Origin of the sequence: Achromobacter sp. Root565, assembly GCF_001427425.1 — a bacterium.
GTDB classification, from domain to species: domain Bacteria; phylum Pseudomonadota; class Gammaproteobacteria; order Burkholderiales; family Burkholderiaceae_B; genus Achromobacter; species Achromobacter spanius_D.
Genome location: NZ_LMGO01000005.1, coordinates 1,029,215 through 1,045,376, shown reverse-complemented (window position 1 = coordinate 1,045,376; position 16,162 = coordinate 1,029,215). Strand labels below are relative to the sequence as shown.

Below are 16,162 nucleotides of genomic sequence, written 5' to 3'. Positions count from 1 at the left end.
AACCGCAACCGCTCAACCAGTTACGCCTGACGACCATAGCAAGGTGGTACCACTCCTTCCCATCCCGAACAGGACAGTGAAACGCCTTCGCGCCGATGATAGTGGACGGACGTCTGTGAAAGTAGGTCATCGTCAGGCTTTTATTGCTCAAAACCCCGCAGGTATCCCCTGCGGGGTTTTGTCTTTAGTGAGAGACCAGACCGGCGCGCTGGAGGTTGATTGTGCGATAGGCACGAACCCTTCCGCGGCAGTGAGCGCCAGGTCCCCATTGCAATACCTTGCAGTACCCAACAGTGCCTAAGCAGCACCTAAGTAAGAGCCAAGATTCGAACGATTGACCCTGGTGTCAATTGCTCAAGCAGCTACGCTTGACGACCATAGCAAGGTGGTACCACTCCTTCCCATCCCGAACAGGACAGTAAAACGCCTTTGCGCCGATGATAGTGGACGGACGTCTGTGAAAGTAGGTCATCGTCAAGCTCTTATTCTCAAAGCCCCACCGGTACCCGGTGGGGCTTTGTCTTTGGGGCGTCATCGGCCTGCAAGCCGCGCCAATGCTGAATGTGCCCAAATAACAACGCCCGTGGGCGCGGTGGCTTTGTGCGGTAAGATTGTTCGAGTCAATTCGTTGGAGCGTTATCGTGAGTGATCCCCAGACCCCCGTGCCCGGTACGACATTGGACCTTCGCACGTTGACCCACGTGGCCTATGGCTTGTACGCCTTGGGCTTTCTGACGAGTGGATTTCTGGGCATTGCCACGATCGCGGCTGTTGTGCTCATGTACCTCAAGCGGTCGGACGCTGCCGGCACCGTCTACGCCGGTCATTTCGACTGGCTTCTGCGCACGTTCTGGTGGGCATTGCTGTGGCTTGCCATCAGCGGGATCGCGACACTCATCTTCATCGGCTGGATCGGCGTCGCGGCGACCATCGTGTGGGTGCTGTATCGCCTGATACGCGGCTGGCTGTCGTTGCTGGAAGGCACCGCGCCCACGTCCTACGCCTGAGTTCAGGTAATACCTTCGAGAAGGCCGGCATCGATGCCGGCCTTTTTGCATGCGGCTCGTGTGCATCCGGAAAGCGTGCGCCGGCGTGGTCCGTTCTTAGTGATCCGTTCTTGCGAGACGTGTGAACGATGGGATTAGATAGGGCGCCGGCGTCGCGTGTTGAACGGACGGCGCGGCGCTAACCTTCGGTCCAGTTTCGTGGGACGCGTAGGACGCATTCAGACGCCGCGTGCGTGCCTATCAGCGTCGAGCCTGATGGAGGGGACGTTGACGTGCGTGAGCATGCCGCGTGTCGGCTTGCGAAGGCGCACCTGTGCTGCCGGTGAGGCGATGGATATCGCTATTGAAAGATGGATATCGCTATTGAAATCGAGCGGGGATGTCCACGAACGTGGATATGAGGCACTGCGAGGAGGGGCTTGCGTGGTGGCGTGAAGCTCGCCCGGCCGTAAGCCAGGGCGTCGCGACAATCCAAAGGCAGGGACGTACGCCGTACGCCCTTTGCCTGCTTACTTCAGATGTGCGTTGACCAGTTTGGTCAGTTCGAACATCGTGACCTGATCCTTGCCGAAGATCGGGCGCAGCTTGGCATCGGCGTTGATGTTGCGCTTGTTGCTGGCATCTTGCAGGTTGTGCTTCTTGATGTATTCCCAGATCTTCTTGGTGACCTCGGTACGCGGCACGGCTTCCGAGCCGATGACAGCGGCCAATTCGGCGCTGGGGGTCAGCGGCTTCATGAATGCAGCGTTCGGCTTGCGCGCGGTCGCGGGTTTGGAGGTTGTGGCCATAATGCGGCGCTCCTTCTCTGGCTGTTGGAAAAATTGTCCTGCGGCCGGAGCATAACGTGTCTCTCCAGTAAAGACAAAGGCATTTATCCTCTGTAGCAACTAAAATGCACCGACCGTCCCCTCTCTCACGTCATTCTGTAACGTCCTATGTACGCACGTTCTCCGTTGGAATCGATTCGGCTTTTTCATGACGAATTGACGGCGCTCCGGCGCGATTTGCATGCCCATCCAGAACTTGGTTTTGAAGAGGTCCGAACGTCGGGCATCGTCGCAGGTGCGCTGGAAGCGTTGGGCATCGAAGTGCACCGCGGTATCGGGAAAACCGGCGTGGTGGGCGTGATCCGCGGCAAGCGCTGCGATAGCGGCCGCATGATCGGATTGCGCGCCGACATGGACGCGTTGCCCATGACGGAAGACAACACGTTCGGGCACAAGTCGACCAAGCCGGGATTGATGCACGGCTGCGGTCACGATGGTCACACCGCGGTGCTGATCGGCGCAGCGAAGTACCTGGCGCAGACCCGCAATTTCGACGGCACGGCCGTGTTGATTTTTCAGCCGGCCGAAGAAGGACGCGGGGGGGCGCGCGCCATGCTGGAGGACGGTTTGTTCGACACGTTCCCTTGCGATGCGATCTATGCCTTGCACAACTGGCCGGGCCTCAAGCCTGGCACGATCGGCATCAACCCGGGGCCGATGATGGCTGCGGCCGATCGCTTCGAGATCCTGATCACGGGCCGTGGCGGTCATGGGGCGCATCCCTATCAGACGATCGATCCGGTGACGATCGCCGGCCAAATCATCACTGCGTTGCAGACCATCGTGTCGCGCAACGTGAATCCACTGGATTCGGCGGTGCTGTCGATCGGTTCGGTGCAGGCCGGACATCCCGGTGCGATGAGCGTGATTCCGCGCGAGGCGCGCATGGTGGGCACGGTGCGGACGTTCCGCAAGTCCGTCCAGGAAATGGTCGAAACGCGCATGCGCGAGCTAGTGAGCGCCATTGCAGGCGCTTTTGGCGGCACCGCTGAAGTCGTGTACGAACGCATCTACCCCGCGACCCTTAACACGCCACAGCATGCCAACCTGGTGGCCGACATCGCGACCGAGATGATCGGCAAGGAAAACGTGGTGCGTGACCTGGTACCCTCGATGGGTTCCGAAGACTTTTCGTTCATGTTGCAAGCCAAGCCGGGCGCCTACTTCCGTCTTGGCCAAGGTGGTGCGGATTCCGGCTGCCTGCTGCACAACCCGCATTTTGATTTCAACGATGCCGTCATTCCCCTTGGCAGCGCAATGTTCTGCGCGCTGGCTGAACGGGGCATGCCGCTGGCAGATTAAGAAGCCTTCCATGTCTACTCAAAGCACGACTCAACTCACCATCACCCGACCCGACGACTGGCATCTTCACTTGCGCGACGGCGCGGCGCTGGAAGCCGTGGTTGCGGATACGGCGCGCCAGTTTGCCCGCGCCATCATCATGCCGAACCTGAAACCGCCGGTCACGACCACGGAGCAGGCGTTGGCGTATCGCGGCCGCATCCTGGAAGCGCTTGCGAAGACGGGCGTCAATCCGGACTCGTTCACGCCGCTGATGACGCTCTACCTGACCGACAACACGCCGGCTGAAGAAATCGTGCGCGCGCACGAGTCCGGCCAGGTGTATGCGGTCAAGCTGTACCCCGCTGGCGCCACGACCAACTCGGATGCGGGAGTGACCGATCTGCTGGGTAAATGCACGAAGGCGCTGGAAGCGCTGCAGAAGTGCGGTATGCCGTTGCTGGTGCATGGCGAAGTGACGGACGCGTCGATTGACGTGTTCGACCGCGAGGCCATTTTTGTGGAGCGCGTGATGAAGCCGTTGCGGCGCGCATTCCCGGCGCTGAAGGTCGTGTTCGAACACATTACGACGAAGGAAGGCGCGGAGTACGTGCGCGATGCCGAGGGCCCGATTGCCGCGACGATCACGCCGCAGCACATGCTGTACAACCGCAATGCGATCTTCCAGGGCGGCGTGCGTCCCCATTGGTACTGCCTGCCGATCCTGAAGCGCGAGACGCACCGCCTTGCGCTGGTCGAGGCGGCTACCAGCGGCAGTCCGCGATTCTTCCTGGGTACGGACAGCGCGCCGCACGCGCGTGGTTTGAAGGAGCATGCCTGCGGCTGTGCGGGCTGCTACACCGCGTTGCACGCCATGGAGCTGTATGCGACGGCGTTTGAGGCGGTCGGCAAGCTCGACAAGCTGGAGGGATTTGCCAGCTTCCACGGACCGGACTTTTACGGTCTGCCCCGCAACACCGGCACGTTGACGCTGTCGCGCGAGACGTACCTGGTGCCGGAGGAACTGGCGTTCGGCGATACGACGCTGGTTCCGCTGGCGGCCGGCGAGGCGCTCGAGTGGCGCGCGCACGTCTGAAGGCAATCGCGGCTGGCGCCGCATACCAATGAAAATGGGGTGAGCGGCTGTGCCGTTCACCCCATTTGTTTGCCGCCGCGCGCGCTATCTATATATAGCAGTGATGTCAGAGCGTGCCATCGCGGCGCGCTTCCAGGAGTTCCCAACGCGCGAACTTCTCTTCGAGCTCGGCTTCCAGCTTGGCCAGTTCGCCGTTGATGCGCTCGACTTCGGCCGGCGCATCGCGGTAGAGACTGCCATCTGCGAGCTGGCCTGCCAACTCAGCCTGTTTTGCCTCGAGCGCGGCAATCGCGTCGGGCAGACCTTCGAGTTCGCGCAGGTCCCAGGCGTTGATCTTGCCCGCCTTGGCTGGCTTGGTCCGCGCCGCCTTCGCACGCGAGGCGCCGTCTTCGGCCGGCTTCGCTCCCTTGTCAGCGTCGTTCGGCGAGGCGACAGGTGCCGGACGCTGCGCGACCCATTCGTCGTATCCGCCCACGTAATCGCGCCAGTGGCCGTCGCCTTCATAGGCGATGGTCTGCGTCACGACGTTGTTGAGGAAGGCGCGATCGTGGCTGACCAGCAGCACGGTGCCCGCGTATTCCTGCAGCAGCTCTTCCAGCAGTTCGAGCGTTTCGATGTCCAAGTCGTTGGTGGGCTCGTCCAGCACCAGCACGTTGGCCGGGCGGGCAAAGAGCCGAGCCAGCAGCAGGCGCGCGCGTTCGCCGCCTGACAGGCTGCGCACGGGCGAGCCGGCGCGCGCCGGCGAGAACAGGAAATCGCCCAGGTACGTCATGACGTGTTTGCGCACGCCGCCGATCTCTACCCATTCGCTTCCCGGGCTGATGATGTCGACCAGCGAAGCGTTTTCGTCGAGCTGCGCGCGCATCTGGTCGAAGTAGGCGACGGCAACGTTGGTGCCCAGGCGCGTCGCGCCGCTGTCAGGCTGCAGTTCACCCAGGATGAGTTTGAGCAGCGTGGTCTTGCCCGCGCCATTGGGTCCGATGATGCCGATGCGGTCGCCGCGAAGCAGGGTGGTGGAATAGTCGTCCACGACGATCTTGTCGCCGAACCGCTTGCTGACGTGCTCCAGTTCCGCCACGAGTTTGCCGGAACGTTGGCCCTCGGCCAGCGCCAGCGACACATTGCCCAAGCGCTCGCGGCGCGCGGCGCGCTCCACGCGCAGGCTTTCCAGGCGGCGCACACGGCCTTCATTGCGGGTGCGGCGGGCTTCCACGCCCTTGCGGATCCAGACTTCTTCCTGCGCCAGGAGCTTGTCGAAACGTGCCTGCTCAAGACGTTCGGACTCGAGCCATTGGGCCTTGCGCTCCTGCCATTGCGAAAAGTTGCCCGGAAAGCTGAGCAGGCGTCCGCGATCGAGTTCGACGATGCGGGTGGTGACAGCGTCGAGGAAGCGGCGATCGTGGGTGATGATGACGGCGGCGCCCTTCCAGGTGCGCAACATGTCTTCCAGCCAGGCGATGCCTTCAAAGTCCAGATGGTTGGTGGGTTCGTCGAGCAGCAGCAGATCTGGTTCGTCGATCAGGGCGCGGGCGAGGGCGACGCGCTTGCGCGTGCCGCCAGATAGCCCCGCGATCTGCACGTCGGCGGGCAGACCCAGTTTTTCCAGGACCGCACGTGCGCGGGAGGGGCGTTGCCAGTCTTCGTGGTCGCCGTCCGCATTGCACACGACATCAAAGACCGTGGCGTTGTCGTCGAGTTCGGGTTCCTGTTCGACGGTGGCCACCCGCAGGCTGGAGCTGCGCGAAATCGCGCCGTCATCGGGCTGCGTGCGGCCGTCCAGCAATCTGAGGAGCGAGGACTTCCCTGCGCCGTTGCGGCCGATGAGGCCGATGCGCTCGCCGGCCTGGATGGCGAAGTCGGCATGGTTCAGCAGCGGATGGTGTCCGTAGGCGAGCTGAACGTCGGTCAGGGTGATGAGAGTTTCGAGGGCCATGTAGTGTTGGTGTCTGCGGCATCTAAGCGGATCAGCGCGTATTGTCGCAGGAACCCGAGGTACTGTTCGCGCCGGTGCTGGCCGTCCCCGGGGACAGATCGGGCGGCTGTAATAGAATACGGCCTGCAAGGCGGGTTGGACGATCGCGGTGGGCGCGAGCTCATCGAGGAAGGTCCGGACTCCACAGGGCAGGGTAACGGCTAACGGCCGTCCGGTCGTGTCTTCGGGCACGGCTGAGGAATAGGACCACAGAGACGAGACTGCGGCGCGGGCGCGTTTTGCGCGCACTGATACGGCCATCTCCGTATTGCGCCGTCCGGCAACGGGCGTCGGCATCGCAGGGTGAAACGCGGCAACCTCTATCCGGAGCAACATCAAATAGGCATGCGGGCGGCCTCACGGCCGTGAAGGGCGGCTCCGTCCGAGCATGCGGGTAGATGGCTACAGCGGCTCAGCAATGATCCGCGCAGAGGAATGATCGTCCGCCAGGGCAACCTGGTGTACAGAATCCGGCCTATAGACCCGTCTTGCATTGAATTCCCACGGCGCGCGCGGATCAGGAAGAGGCCGCGCGGCCGTCTGGCGTGCTCCCCGCCAGCGCATTTCCGCTTTCAGGGTCGCCCATCCGGCAGGATGCCTCGCCAATTTGAAGGATCGGGCGGGCCCCAGACGGTAAGTCGCACCGTTAGCCGCTACTTCTGAAGTAGGACATTTAGAGTATGTCGCAACCTCCTGATTTATTAGGGGGTTTTTCTTTTTGCGAATTTACAAGTTGATCTAAGTCCTTGTTGTGATTGAAAAAATTGCAACCGCTCGCTTGACCGCCCCTGTCCCATACCGTAGAGTGGGAAATAGTAGGAAATTGTGCAATTAAGTGGGGTAAAAGTGGTGTTTCAGGGAAGCAGCGCGCTCACGCTGGATGCCAAGGGACGGATCTCCATTCCGACCCGGCATCGTGACGCGCTCATGTCGCAGGCCGAAGGCCGGCTGACCCTGACCCGCCACCCCGACGGCTGCCTGCTGGTGTACCCGCGACCGGAATGGGAAAAGAAGCGCGAGCAGATCGCCGCTTTTCCGATGACGGCCCGCGCGCTGCAGCGGCTGTTGCTGGGCAACGCTCAGGACGTGGAACTGGACGGCTCCGGCCGGGTCCTGATCGCTCCTGAACTGCGCAACGCTTCCGGTATGACGCGCGATGTGATGCTGCTCGGTCTGGGCTCTCACTTCGAGCTGTGGGACGCCGCTACCCTGGCAAGCCGCGAGGCTGAAGACTTGGCCAAGGGTATGCCGGACGTGTTGAACCAGTTTTCGTTCTGAAAGAGTTATGGAATTCGAACATCGGCCCGTCCTCCTGGCGCCGACGGTGGACGCGCTTTTGCTGCCCGGTTTTGGCGGCAAGGGCGCGGCTCGGTCGCAGCCGCAGGATGGGCAGGGTGTGGCTACGCGGATCGAAAGCGGCGTCTTTGTCGACGGCACTTTCGGCCGGGGCGGCCACAGCCGCGAGTTGCTTGGCCGCTTGGGCAAGCAGGCCCGGCTGGTTGTGTTTGACAAGGACCCGCAGGCCATTGCGGTCGCCAACGCGCTGGCGGCCGAAGATGCGCGGGTCACGGTGGTACATGGAGGCTTTGCCACCATGGCCGAAGAATTGGAGCAGCGCGGCATCGGCAAGGTCGATGGCGTGATGCTGGATCTGGGCGTTTCGTCGCCTCAGATCGACGATGCCGAGCGCGGTTTCTCGTTCATGCGAGACGGCCCGCTCGATATGCGGATGGACACCACTCGTGGTCCCACGGTGGCGGATTGGCTGGCGCAAGCCAGTGTGGATGAGATGCGGGAGGTCATAGCGGATTATGGCGAAGAACGGTTTGCTTTTCAGGTTGCAAAGGCGATTGCTGCTCGCCGCGCAACAAGGCCGCTGCGCACCACGCTCGAGCTTGCCGAGTGCGTCGCCAGCGCCGTCCGCACGCGCGAAAAGGGGCAACATCCGGCCACACGCACCTTTCAAGCTTTACGGATTTACATCAATCGGGAACTCGAAGAGCTCGCGCGCACCCTCGCGTCAGCTTTAGACCTGCTTGCCCCGGGGGGGAGGTTGGCGGTGATCAGCTTTCATTCGCTTGAAGACCGCATGGTCAAGCAGTGCATCGCGGCGGCGGCCAGGCCGGCTGCCGCGCATGCACGCCTGCCCCTGCGCGAAAGCGAAATGCCCCAACCCGTGGTGCGCTCCCTCGGCAAGGTCGTGGCCGAGGACGATGAGGTCTCGTCCAACGCCCGCGCCCGTTCCGCCATTCTGCGTGCGGCCGAGCGCACCGAAACGCCGCTGCCTGCCGAAGGCGGCTTTGCGTTTGTGAAGATCGGCTCGCTGCCCGGCAGCGACCTCGTCCCGCCGCCCCGGCGTGGCGGTAAGGGAGGGCGCCGCTGATGGGTCGCGTCAATCTGATCGTTGCGGCTTTGCTGATGCTGTCGGCCATTTCCCTGGTCACCAGCCGGTATCAGTCGCGCCAGCTCTTTGTGGAGCTGGGCCGCGATCAGGCGCATGCGCGCGACCTCGAAACCAACTGGCGACGCCTGCAGCTTGAGCGCGCCGAGCTGGCCCGCAATGCGCGGGTCGACGCCATTGCGCGCGACGGTCTGAAGATGATTCCCATCGTTCCGGACCGCACGCTATATATGAATCAGGCGCCCGTGCCCGCGGCTGCCGGAGGCACGCAATGAAGCGCGTGCCCTTCTTCGACAATCCCGTGCTGCGCGGCAGCTTGCCCACGTGGCGCGCGCGCCTGGTGCTGATCCTGCTGTTTGGCGGATTCACCGTGCTGGCCGGCCGCGCGCTGTTCCTGCAAGGATTGTCGACGGAGTTTTTGCAGCAGCAGGGCGAGCGCCGCTACGAGCGCACGCTGACGCTGGCCGCCACGCGCGGCAAGATCATGGATCGCAATGGCGCGGTGCTGGCATCGAGTGTGCCGGCGCGCGCCATCTGGGCAATTCCGGAAGACGTGAAGCAGGCCACGCCCGCGCAGCTGGACTCGCTGGCCAAGCTGCTGGACACGCCTGCGGGTGATTTGCGCCGCCGTCTCGTGGACGAGGACAAGAACTTCGTCTATCTGAAGCGCCAGGTCTCGATGGACGTGGCCGACAAGATCAAGCAGCTTGGTCTGCCCGGCGTGCACCAGCAGCCTGAAACCCGCCGCTACTACCCGGACGGCGACGTGATGGCCCACGTGGTGGGTTTCAACAGCGTCGAAGACCAGGGCCAGGAAGGCGTCGAGCTGACGTTCAACCAGCAGCTGTCGGGACGCCCGGGAAGCCGCCGGGTCATCAAGGACCGGTTGGGCCGCGTCATCGAAGACGTACAGGCCGTCACGTTGCCGGTGGACGGCCGCGACCTGCGCCTGTCCATCGACACGCGCCTGCAGTACCTGGTGTTCAAGGAACTGAAGGACGCCATGGACAAGCACCGCGCCAAGGGTGCGACGGCCGTGGTCGTGGACGTGCACACGGGCGAGATCCTGGCGCTGGCCAACGTGCCGACCTTCGATCCGAACAATCGCGAAACCTTCCATGGCGCCAACCTGCGCAATCAGGCGATCACGGATACGTTCGAGCCGGGCTCCATCATGAAGCCCTTTACCGCCGCGCTGGCGCTGGACCTGGGCCGCATCAGCACGTCGACGCAGTTCGAGACGGGCAACGGCCGGTTCACGTATCAGGGCAGCACGATCAGCGACGTGAGCCGCAATGGCACGCTGGACGTGGCGGGTGTGCTGCGCAAGTCCAGCAACATCGGCATGACGATGATCTCCGAGAAGCTGGAATCCCGCGAAATGTGGGACCGCTTCACCGAATTGGGCCTCGGCCAGGCACCGCAAGTGGGATTCCCCGGCGCCGCACCCGGCCGTCTGCGTCCGTGGGAACGCTGGCGCCTGATTGAAAAGGCCACGATGGCCTATGGCTACGGCCTTTCCGTGTCGCTGCTGCAAGTGGCGCGCGCCTATACCGTCTTTGCCCGTAACGGCGACATGGTGTCGCTGACCCTGGTCAAGCGCGATAGCGATCCGACCAGCGTGAAGATCTACTCGCAAAAGACGACCGCGCTGGTGCGCGCCATGCTGGAGGCCGCCACCGGTCCCGATGGCACGAAGGCCGCGCAGGTGCAGGGTTACCGCGTAGCGGGCAAGAGCGGCACCGCGCGCAAGATCGTGGACGGCAAGTACAGCACGCAACGGTACCGCAGCTCGTATGTGGGTTTTGCCCCGGTGTCGGATCCCAAGATCGTGGTGGCCGTGTCCATCGACGAACCGACGATCGGCGGTTATTACGGCGGCGCCATTGCCGCGCCCGTGTTCTCCCATATCGTGGGGGGGAGCCTGAGGCTGATGGGGGTGCGGCCCGACGCACCGTTTGAATCCACGATTGTTGCTGGTATCAAGGAGCCAGGCAGATGAGCGCCAACGGCTTCCTCTCTTCCCCTGTCGCCACGGTTGCCGAGACCGTGGCGTGGTTGCATGAGCGCGTGTCGTTGACCGCGCATCTCAAACTGGACTCGCGCGACATCGAGCCGGGCGACGTGTTCGTCGCGTGCCCGGGACTGTCGAGCGATGGCCGTCTCTATATAGATAAGGCGTTGGCGCTGGGCGCCAGCGCGGTGCTGTTCGACGCGCCCGCCACCGATGCCGTGCAAGCCGCGTCGGCCGGCACGCCGATGCTTGCCGTGACGGGCCTGCGCTCGCTGCTGGGCGAACTGGGCGACACCTGGTATGGCAGGCCGTCGGCCGCGCTGGCCGTGGTTGCCGTGACCGGCACCAATGGCAAGACTTCTTCGGTGCAATGGATTGCCCATGCGCTGAGCCGCAACGACAAGGCTTGCGGCACCATCGGCACGCTGGGCGCCGTGCTGCCCGACGGTCAGACGCTGGGCGGCAGCCTGACGACGCCGGACGTGCTGACCGTGCACCGCACGCTGGCCGCGATGCGCGACGCCGGCGCGAAGGCCGTGGCCATGGAGGCCTCGTCGATCGGTATCGAGCAAGGCCGCATGGATGGCGTGCGCGTGGCGTTGGCCGCTTTCACGAATTTGACGCGCGACCATCTGGACTATCACGTCACGATGGAACGCTACGAAGCGGCCAAGGCGCGCCTCTTCCGCTGGCCCGGCCTGAGCGCCGCGGTGATCAATGCCGACGATGAGGCGGGGCGCCGGATGCTGGCCAGCCTGCCGGACGGCGTGACGCCAATGGGTTACAGCCTGAGCGACGATCCCGCGATCCCCGCCGCGATGCGCGCGCGCGACCTGCAGGCCACGTCGCAGGGGCAGATCTTCACGCTGGTGTCGCCGCATGGCGAAGCCCAGATCGTGACGCGTCTGCTGGGAGCGCATAACGTTTCGAACCTGCTGCTGGTGGCGGGCGTGCTGTACAAGCTGGGCCTGCCGTTCGCGCAGATTGCGCGCGAACTGGCGGCGACGGATCCTGTCGATGGCCGCCTGCAGACCGTTGAACCGGCAGTCAGTTTGCCAGCGCACACGGCGCGCGGTCCGTTGGTGGTCGTGGATTACGCGCATACGCCGGACGCGTTGTCCCGCGCGTTGCTGGCGCTGCGTGCCGTCGCCACGGCGCGTTCCGGCCGCCTCATCTGCCTGTTCGGCTGCGGCGGCGAGCGCGACCCGGGTAAGCGCCCGGTGATGGGCGCGATTGCTGCGGAACTGGCCGACCACGTGGTGGTGTCCAGCGACAACCCGCGTACCGAGTCGCCCGAGGCGATCGTTCAGCAGATCCTGGCCGGCGTTCCCGAAGCGGCGCACGCTGACGTGCAAGTCGACCGTGCGCGCGCCATCCTGCAGACGATCTGGGCGGCCTCGCCGGAAGACGTGGTGCTGCTGGCGGGCAAGGGGCACGAAACCTACCAGGACATCGGCGGCGAAAAGCTGCCTTTCGATGATCGTGAATGGGCGCGTGTGGCGTTGCTGCTGCAGCAGACGCCGGGCGTGTCCACCGATACGCGCCGCATCGGCGAAGGAGAGCTGTTCGTTGCGCTGGTAGGCGAGAATTTCGACGCGCACGATTACCTGGATCAGGCCGCCTCGCGCGGCGCTTGCGCCGCGCTCGTCGCGCACCGTGTTGCCGATGCCGGACTGCCGCAGCTTGTCGTGGGCGATACGCGCGTGGCGCTGACGCGCATCGGCGCTGCCTGGCGCACCCGGTTTACGTTGCCCGTGGTGGCGGTGGCCGGCAGCAATGGCAAGACGACGACCAAGGAAATGATCTCCGCGATGCTCGCCGAATGGCAGGGCGAAGCAGGTCGCCTGGCCACGGCCGGCAATCTGAACAACGACATCGGCGTGCCGCTGACCTTGCTGCGCCTGCGGGCCGGGCATCGTGCCGCCGTGTTCGAGCTGGGCATGAACCATCCCGGCGAAATCGCGCAGCTTGCCGCCATGGCCGCGCCGACCGTCGCGCTCGTCACCAATGCGCAGCGTGAGCATCAGGAATTCATGCACACCGTCGAGGCGGTCGCGCACGAGAACGGCGCCGCGATTGCCGCGTTGCCGGCCGATGGTGTCGCCGTGTATCCGGGTGACGAACCCTACGCGGCCATCTGGGATGCGCTGGCAGCGCCGCGCCGCGTGCTGCGGTTCGGGTTGCAGCCTGGCCTGGACGTCTACGCGGAACAGATCATTGCGGAAGTGGACGCCACGCGCTGCCGTGTCGTGACCCCGGTCGGCGTTGCCGACCTGATGCTGCCGGTGGCGGGATTGCACAACCTGCGCAACGCGCTGGCCGCCATCGCCAGCGCCATTGCCGCGGGGGCGCCGCTCGAGACCGCGGTGCGTGCGCTGGCCGGATTCAGCCCGGTGGCCGGACGCATGCAGCACAAGCGAATGAGTGACGGAACGTTGCTCATCGATGACACCTACAATGCCAACCCCGATTCGGTTCGCGCGGCCATCGATGTGCTTGCGCGTATCGGCGGCACGCGCGCCCTGGTGCTGGGCGACATGGGCGAAGTCGGGGACAACGGCCCGGCCATGCACGTCGAGGTGGGCAATTACGCGCGCGAGCATGGGCTCGACGCATTCATCACGCTAGGCGAAGCCAGCCGGGCGGCAGCCGCCGCATTCGGTCCTGGCGCGCACGCCTGCGCATCGGTAGACGAAGTCGTTGCCGCCTTGCGCGGCTTGCGCCCGTCCTGCGTATTGGTAAAAGGATCGCGCTTTATGCGCATGGAGCGGGTAGTGACGGCTTTTTCTTTGAATGACGGTACGGCAGCCGCGGGGCAGGGAGAGCAGCATGCTGCTTGAGATCGCCCGCCTGCTTTCCGATGATGTTCGCGCGCTGGGCGTGTTCGAATACATCACCCTGCGCGCCGTGCTGGCGTGCGCGACGGCGCTGGTGATTGGCCTGGTGGCCGGTCCGCGCGTCATCCGCAAGCTGACCGAAATGAAGATCGGCCAGGCTGTGCGCACCTACGGCCCCGAAACGCATCTGGTCAAGACCGGCACGCCGACCATGGGCGGTGTCCTGATTCTGATCTCCATCGCCATCAGCACCTTGCTGTGGGCGGACTGGACCAACCGCTTCGTGTGGGTCGTGCTGCTGGTCACCTTCGGGTTTGGCTGGATCGGCTGGCGCGACGACTACCGCAAGGTGGTCTACCGCGACCCCGAAGGCATGCCGGCGCGGCAAAAGTTCTTCTGGCAAGCCACCATCGGCATGGTGGCCGCGGTGTATCTGGCGTTCGCGGTGTCCGCGCCCGCCAACACTGAACTGTGGCCTCTGTTCAAGGCCTGGGTGGGCAGCGGTTTCACGATGGCCTTGCCGACGCGCGCCGACCTGATCGTGCCGTTCTTCAAGACGGTGAGCTATCCGCTGGGCGTGCTCGGTTTCGTGGCGCTGACCTGGGCGGTGATCGTCGGCACCAGCAACGCCGTGAACCTGACCGACGGGCTGGATGGGCTGGCCATCATGCCGACCGTGATGGTTGGCAGCGCGCTGGGCATCTTCGCCTACGTGGTCGGCCGCGTGGACTATTCGAAGTACCTGCTGTTCCCGTACATTCCCGGCGCATCGGAATTGATGGTGCTGTGCGCGGCGATCGGGGGCGCGGGGCTCGCATTTTTATGGTTCAACGCGTATCCGGCGCAAGTGTTCATGGGTGACGTCGGCGCGCTCGCGTTGGGCGGCGCGTTGGGCACGATCGCGGTCATCGTGCGCCAGGAAATCGTGCTGTTCATCATGGGCGGCGTGTTCGTCGTCGAGACCCTGTCGGTGATGATCCAGGTGACCTGGTTCAAGTACACGAAGCGACGTTATGGAACAGGTCGACGCATTTTCCGAATGGCCCCGTTGCATCATCACTTTGAAGTGGGCGGCTGGAAGGAAACCCAGGTGGTCGTGCGTTTCTGGATCATCAGCATGATGCTGGTGCTGATTGGCCTCTCTACGCTGAAGTTGCGATGAACATGATGGAAACCTCCCGCGCTGACGCGCCGCTCGTGCTGATCCTCGGATTGGGCGAGACGGGTGTCGCCGCCGCACGCTGGTGCGCCCGACAGGGCGCCCGCTTGCGCGTGGCCGACACGCGCGCGGAACCGGGAGGCTTGGCCGCGCTGCGCGAAGCGTTGGCGCAAAACGAAGTGGAATACCGCCTGGGCTGCGACGAGTCGTTTGCCACCGATCTGCTGGACGGCGTGTCGCAGGTTGTGCTGAGTCCGGGTCTGGCGCCCACGCAGGCGCCCGCCGCCGATGTGCTGCGCGAGGCCGAGGCCCGCGGCATTGAAGTCGTCGGCGAGATCGAACTGTTTGCCCGCGCGCTGGCGGATCTGGCCGCCGACCGCGAATACCGCCCAAAACTGCTCGCCGTGACCGGCACCAACGGCAAGACCACCGTCACCGCGTTGACCCGGCAACTGGTCGACGCCAGCGGCCTGACGGTGATCGCCGCCGGCAACATCAGCCCCGCGGCGCTGTCCGCGCTGATGGACGCGCTGGACACGGACGCGCTGCCGCAGGTGTGGGTGCTTGAACTGTCCAGCTTCCAGCTTGAAACCACCCGCACGCTGATGGCCGACGCGGCTGTCGTGCTGAACGTGACCCAGGATCACCTGGACTGGCACGGCGGCATGCAGGCCTATGCCGATGCCAAAGGACGCCTTCTGAAGATGGCGCGCGTCGCCATCGTCAATCGCGACGATCCGATGACCGTCGATATGGTGTCGTCGCTCAACGCCATGAACGTGCGCAGCTTTGGCCGCGATGTGCCGGAGCTGGTGGGCGACATGGGTCTTGAATTGGGACAGGGCGTGGCGTGGCTGACGGCCTGCGAGTCCAACGATTTCGACGAGCCCGCGCCACCCACGCGGCGCAAGAAGGACGCGCCCGAACCGGTGCGCGCCAAGGGCCGCATGAGCCGCCTCATGCCCGTGGACGCACTGCGCATCAGGGGCATCCACAACGCGCTGAACGCGCTGGCTGCATTGCAGCTTGCCCGCTGCCTGGATCTGGGTTGGGGCGCCATGCTGCGCGCATTGCGTGACTACGCGGGCGAGCCGCATCGCGCCGCGTTTGTGCGCACGATCGGTGGCGTCGACTACATCAATGACAGCAAGGGCACCAACGTGGGCGCCACAGTGGCCGCGCTGGAAGGCTTGGGCCAGCCAGTGGTGCTGATCGCAGGCGGCCAGGGCAAAGGCCAGGATTTTTCGCCGTTGATCCCCGTGGTCTCGCGCCACGCGCGCGCGGTGATGCTGATCGGCCTGGATGGCCCGGAAATCGGCCGCGTGCTGGCGCCGACCGGCGTCAAGTGCCTGACTGTCGAGACCCTGCGCGACGCCGTGCGCGGCGCGGCCGAACTGGCGCAGCCAGGCGACGCCGTGCTGCTGTCGCCGGCCTGCGCCAGCCTGGACATGTTCCGCAATTACCCGCATCGCGGGCAGGTGTTCGTGGAAGAGGTCGAAGACCTGGCCCGCGACCGTGGAGAGGTGGCATGAACCGCAACGCCGCCTCCTGGGCAAATTCCGTGACGC

General features: G+C 64.5%; 12 protein-coding genes, 2 rRNA genes and 1 other RNA gene. 13 read left to right on the top strand and 2 right to left on the bottom strand.

Features of this window, described 5'->3' with window-relative positions:
• Positions 1-25 precede the first annotated feature (25 nt).
• The 3 genes from rrf (ASD71_RS21390) (at position 26) to ASD71_RS21380 (ending at position 1,007) form a co-directional block, all read left to right on the top strand.
• Positions 26-138: ribosomal RNA gene (rrf, locus tag ASD71_RS21390) — 5S ribosomal RNA — on the top strand.
• Between the two features lie 229 nt (positions 139-367).
• Positions 368-480 (top strand): 5S ribosomal RNA (gene rrf, locus ASD71_RS21385).
• Between the two features lie 161 nt (positions 481-641).
• On the top strand, positions 642-1,007 hold the full coding sequence (locus tag ASD71_RS21380) for a hypothetical protein (protein WP_056569333.1): 366 nt from the start codon (positions 642-644) through the stop codon (positions 1,005-1,007).
• A gap of 509 nt (positions 1,008-1,516) precedes the next feature.
• Here ASD71_RS21380 and ASD71_RS21375 read toward each other — a convergent pair.
• Complete coding sequence (locus ASD71_RS21375) at positions 1,517-1,795, bottom strand: SWIB/MDM2 domain-containing protein (protein WP_006217453.1); 279 nt, start codon at positions 1,793-1,795, stop codon at positions 1,517-1,519.
• 147 nt (positions 1,796-1,942) lie between these two features.
• Between ASD71_RS21375 and ASD71_RS21370 the strand changes: the two genes are divergently transcribed.
• Together ASD71_RS21370 and pyrC are read left to right on the top strand one after the other, a co-directional pair.
• Positions 1,943-3,136 carry a M20 aminoacylase family protein gene (locus tag ASD71_RS21370; protein WP_056569330.1) on the top strand — a complete coding sequence of 398 codons (1,194 nt, stop codon included), beginning with the start codon at positions 1,943-1,945 and terminating at the stop codon, positions 3,134-3,136.
• Positions 3,132-4,211, top strand: coding sequence for a dihydroorotase (pyrC, locus tag ASD71_RS21365; protein ID WP_056569548.1), 1,080 nt, complete (start codon positions 3,132-3,134; stop codon positions 4,209-4,211). The genes ASD71_RS21370 and pyrC overlap by 5 nt, the downstream gene beginning before the upstream one ends.
• 106 nt (positions 4,212-4,317) lie before the next feature.
• Here the strand turns inward: pyrC and ASD71_RS21360 are convergent, their stop codons facing one another.
• Positions 4,318-6,144 carry an ATP-binding cassette domain-containing protein gene (locus ASD71_RS21360; RefSeq protein ID WP_056569327.1) on the bottom strand — a complete coding sequence of 609 codons (1,827 nt, stop codon included), beginning with the start codon at positions 6,142-6,144 and terminating at the stop codon, positions 4,318-4,320.
• A 127-nt stretch (positions 6,145-6,271) separates the two neighbouring features.
• Between ASD71_RS21360 and rnpB the strand changes: the two genes are divergently transcribed.
• The 8 genes from rnpB (at position 6,272) to murD (ending at position 16,126) form a co-directional block, all read left to right on the top strand.
• An RNA gene (gene rnpB, locus ASD71_RS21395) (RNase P RNA component class A) lies at positions 6,272-6,677 on the top strand.
• A gap of 355 nt (positions 6,678-7,032) precedes the next feature.
• Positions 7,033-7,461, top strand: a complete 429-nt coding sequence (gene mraZ, locus ASD71_RS21355) for a division/cell wall cluster transcriptional repressor MraZ (protein ID WP_056322651.1) — start codon at positions 7,033-7,035, stop codon at positions 7,459-7,461.
• Between the two features lie 7 nt (positions 7,462-7,468).
• Positions 7,469-8,566, top strand: coding sequence for a 16S rRNA (cytosine(1402)-N(4))-methyltransferase RsmH (rsmH, locus tag ASD71_RS21350; protein WP_056569324.1), 1,098 nt, complete (start codon positions 7,469-7,471; stop codon positions 8,564-8,566).
• On the top strand, positions 8,566-8,859 hold the full coding sequence (ftsL, locus tag ASD71_RS21345; RefSeq protein WP_056569320.1) for a cell division protein FtsL: 294 nt from the start codon (positions 8,566-8,568) through the stop codon (positions 8,857-8,859). Before rsmH ends, ftsL begins: the two co-directional genes overlap by 1 nt.
• The gene (locus ASD71_RS21340) at positions 8,856-10,586 is read left to right on the top strand and encodes a penicillin-binding protein 2 (RefSeq protein WP_056569317.1); all 1,731 of its coding nucleotides are present in this window, start codon (positions 8,856-8,858) and stop codon (positions 10,584-10,586) included. The genes ftsL and ASD71_RS21340 overlap by 4 nt, the downstream gene beginning before the upstream one ends.
• Positions 10,583-13,438: a bifunctional UDP-N-acetylmuramoyl-L-alanyl-D-glutamate--2,6-diaminopimelate ligase MurE/UDP-N-acetylmuramoyl-tripeptide--D-alanyl-D-alanine ligase MurF gene (murF, locus tag ASD71_RS21335; protein WP_056569314.1), complete on the top strand. Its 2,856-nt coding sequence runs from the start codon at positions 10,583-10,585 to the stop codon at positions 13,436-13,438. Before ASD71_RS21340 ends, murF begins: the two co-directional genes overlap by 4 nt.
• Positions 13,428-14,597: a phospho-N-acetylmuramoyl-pentapeptide-transferase gene (gene mraY / locus ASD71_RS21330; protein ID WP_056569311.1), complete on the top strand. Its 1,170-nt coding sequence runs from the start codon at positions 13,428-13,430 to the stop codon at positions 14,595-14,597. The genes murF and mraY overlap by 11 nt, the downstream gene beginning before the upstream one ends.
• Positions 14,594-16,126, top strand: a complete 1,533-nt coding sequence (gene murD / locus ASD71_RS21325) for a UDP-N-acetylmuramoyl-L-alanine--D-glutamate ligase (protein WP_056569309.1) — start codon at positions 14,594-14,596, stop codon at positions 16,124-16,126. The genes mraY and murD overlap by 4 nt, the downstream gene beginning before the upstream one ends.
• Positions 16,127-16,162 lie beyond the last annotated feature (36 nt).

Excerpts from the sequence above, each read along its gene's own strand:
- ftsL (WP_056569320.1), top strand. The coding sequence starts at position 8,566 with ATGGGTCGCGTCAATCTGATCGTTGCGGCTTTGCTGATGCTGTCGGCC.
- ASD71_RS21340 (WP_056569317.1), top strand. The coding sequence starts at position 8,856 with ATGAAGCGCGTGCCCTTCTTCGACAATCCCGTGCTGCGCGGCAGCTTG.
- ASD71_RS21360 (WP_056569327.1), bottom strand. The coding sequence starts at position 6,144 with ATGGCCCTCGAAACTCTCATCACCCTGACCGACGTTCAGCTCGCCTAC.
- rsmH (WP_056569324.1), top strand. The coding sequence starts at position 7,469 with ATGGAATTCGAACATCGGCCCGTCCTCCTGGCGCCGACGGTGGACGCG.
- ASD71_RS21375 (WP_006217453.1), bottom strand. The coding sequence starts at position 1,795 with ATGGCCACAACCTCCAAACCCGCGACCGCGCGCAAGCCGAACGCTGCA.
- murD (WP_056569309.1), top strand. The coding sequence starts at position 14,594 with ATGAACATGATGGAAACCTCCCGCGCTGACGCGCCGCTCGTGCTGATC.
- ASD71_RS21370 (WP_056569330.1), top strand. The coding sequence starts at position 1,943 with ATGTACGCACGTTCTCCGTTGGAATCGATTCGGCTTTTTCATGACGAA.
- murF (WP_056569314.1), top strand. The coding sequence starts at position 10,583 with ATGAGCGCCAACGGCTTCCTCTCTTCCCCTGTCGCCACGGTTGCCGAG.
- mraY (WP_056569311.1), top strand. The coding sequence starts at position 13,428 with ATGCTGCTTGAGATCGCCCGCCTGCTTTCCGATGATGTTCGCGCGCTG.